Source organism: Streptomyces zinciresistens K42, assembly GCF_000225525.1.
GTDB lineage: Bacteria > Actinomycetota > Actinomycetes > Streptomycetales > Streptomycetaceae > Streptomyces > Streptomyces zinciresistens.
Genome location: NZ_AGBF01000383.1, coordinates 1 through 2,718 on the forward strand (window position 1 = coordinate 1; position 2,718 = coordinate 2,718).

The following is a 2,718-nucleotide window of genomic DNA, read 5'->3' on the forward strand; positions in this document are numbered from 1 at the left end:
CGAGCCCGCCGTACCCGCCGAGGAGCCGCAGCCGGTCGGGGAACCCGGCACGCCGGTCCCGGAGACGACCGCCGGCCCCGCGGTACCGGCCCCGCCCGCGGAGCCCGCGCCCCAGCCGGTCCCGCACACCGTCCCCGAGCAGGTGGCCGCCGCCGAGCCCCCCGCCGCCCAGGAAGACACGGTCCAGCCGCTCCGGGCCCCCGCGCAGGCCGTACCGGCCGAGGCCCCCGAGCCCTACGTCGGTGAACCCGCGGGCCCCCAGCTCCGCGGCCCGGAGGTGCCCGCGGCACCGCTCGTCGAGGACCCGGCGGAACCGGGCGGGCCGCTCCCGGCGGGCGCCGTCCCCGGCGAGCCGCCGGGCGCCTTCGTCCCGGTCGACGGCTCGGTGCCGACCACTCCGCACCCGGCCCCGGCCCCGCCGCAGCCGCTCGTCCCGCCCGGGGCGGAGACCCCGGCCGCCACCGTGCCCGCGCCGCGCGAGGGCGAGCCCGAGATCGTCCAGCGGGCGGAGGACCTCGACACCCTCGCCGCCGGACAGGACGACCCGCAGCGACCGCGCCAGGCACCCGCCCAGGACACCGCGGAGGACGACGGCACGCCCGCCGTGGACGAGGCACCGCGGCCGGCCGGCCCCGCCGCGCCCGGCTACGACGACGCCGAGCGCGCGGCCGTCCTCAAGGTCATGCGCGAGCGCCGCGACATCCGCAACGGCTTCCGCGGCGACCCCATCCCGCACGAGGTGCTGCTCCGCGTCCTGGAGGCCGCCCACACCGCCCCCTCGGTGGGCCACTCCCAGCCCTGGGACTTCGTCGTCATCCGCTCCGCGGACACCCGGCGCACCATGCACGAACTGGCCACGCGCCAGCGCGAGGCGTACGCGAAATCGCTCCCCAAGGGCCGCGCCAAGCAGTTCAAGGAACTGAAGATCGAGGCCATCCTCGACACCCCGGTGAACATCGTCGTCACCGCCGACCCCACCCGCGGCGGCCGGCACACCCTCGGCCGGCACACCCAGCCGCAGATGGCGCCGTACTCCGCCGCGCTCGCCGTCGAGAACCTCTGGCTCGCCGCCCGCGCCGAGGGCCTAGGCGTCGGCTGGGTCAGCTTCTTCGACGAGCGGGAGATGGTCCGCGCCCTCGGCCTGCCCGAGCACCTGGAGGTCATCGCCTACCTGTGCGTCGGGTACGTCGACGAGTTCCCGGACGAGCCCGAGCTGATGCAGGCCGGGTGGTCCAAGCGCCGCCCGCTGTCCTGGGTCGTCCACGAGGAGACGTACGGCCGCCGCGCCCTGCCCGGCGAGGAGCCGCACGACCTGCTCGCCGAGACCGTCGCCCAGATCCGCCCGCTGGACGCCAAGGCGCTCGGCGAGGCGTGGGAGCGGCAGAAGCGCATGACGAAGCCGGCCGGCGCGCTCGGCATGCTGGAGATCATCTCCGCGCAGCTGTCCGGTCTGTCCCGCCAGTGCCCGCCGCCGATCCCCGAGCCCGCGGCCGTCGCGATCTTCGCCGGCGACCACGGGGTGCACGCCCAGGGCGTCACCCCCTGGCCGCAGGAGGTCACGGCCCAGATGGTCGCCAACTTCCTCGGCGGCGGCGCGGTCTGCAACGCCTTCGCCGCCCAGGTCGGCGCCGAGGTCTGCGTCGTGGACGTCGGCGTCGCCGCGGACCTGCCCGCCACCCCCGGGCTCCTGCCCCGCAAGATCCGCGCGGGCACGTCCGACATGACGACCGGCGCCGCGATGACCCGCGAGGAGGCCAAGCAGGCCATCGAGGTCGGCATCGAGACCGCCCGCGACCTGGTGGCTGCGGGCAACAAGGCCCTGCTCACCGGCGAGATGGGCATCGCGAACACGACGTCGTCGGCCGCGCTGATCTCCGTGTTCACCGGCGCGGACCCGGCCGAGGTCACCGGCCGCGGCACCGGCATCAACGACGAGACGCTGGCCCGCAAGACCGAAGTCGTGCGGCGTGCCGTCGAGCAGCACCGGCCCGACCCGGCCGACCCCATCGGCGTCCTCGCCGCGATCGGCGGCTTCGAGCACGCTGCCCTCGTCGGCCTCCTGCTCGGCGGCGCCTCACTGCGTACGCCGGTGATCCTGGACGGCGTCAGCGCCGGTGCCGCCGCGCTGGTGGCCCGCGCGATCGCCCCGGAGGTCCTGGCGGCCTGCATCGCGGGCCACCGCAGCGCCGAGCCCGGTCATGTGGCCGCGCTGAACAAGCTGGGCCTGCGTCCCCTGGTCGACCTGGACCTGCGGCTCGGCGAGGGCACCGGCGCCCTGCTGGCCCTGCCCCTGGTCCAGAGCACGGCGCGGGCCATGCACGAGGTGGCGACGTTCGACTCGGCGGGGGTCACCGAGAAGTAGCGCCCCGGACGACCGGCGGGGCCCCGGGTACGCCCGTGCGGTTCGGTGCCCGACCGGCCGTGCCGCGTCAGCGCGGCGCGAACCACCGGCCGGGCGCCCCGACGACGGACGTACGACCCGCCGGGCCTCCGGCCCGTCGCCCGCCGCGGGCGCGGTCCCGGGTGCGGGCGTGTGGTGCTGGGCGTGTTTCCGGCCGGATGCCCTGCGCGGGTGCGCGGCCGGCACGGGCGGGTGTCCCGGGGCGCGGGGTGATCACGGTCCCGGTGTCCCGGAGCGCGGGCGTGTGGTGCGGCGAGGGTTCCGGCGCCGGATGCCCGGCGCGGGTGCGTGGCCGACACGGGGCCCCGGCGTCCCGG

Annotated in this window: 1 protein-coding gene; it reads left to right on the forward strand. The window is 77.3% G+C overall.

The window, feature by feature from the left end; translation table 11 throughout:
* Positions 1–2,362 (forward strand): nicotinate-nucleotide--dimethylbenzimidazole phosphoribosyltransferase (cobT, locus tag SZN_RS36570; RefSeq protein WP_007505766.1); only part of this gene is annotated, 2,362 nt, incomplete at its 5' end.
* Between the last annotated feature and the right edge of the window lie 356 nt (positions 2,363–2,718).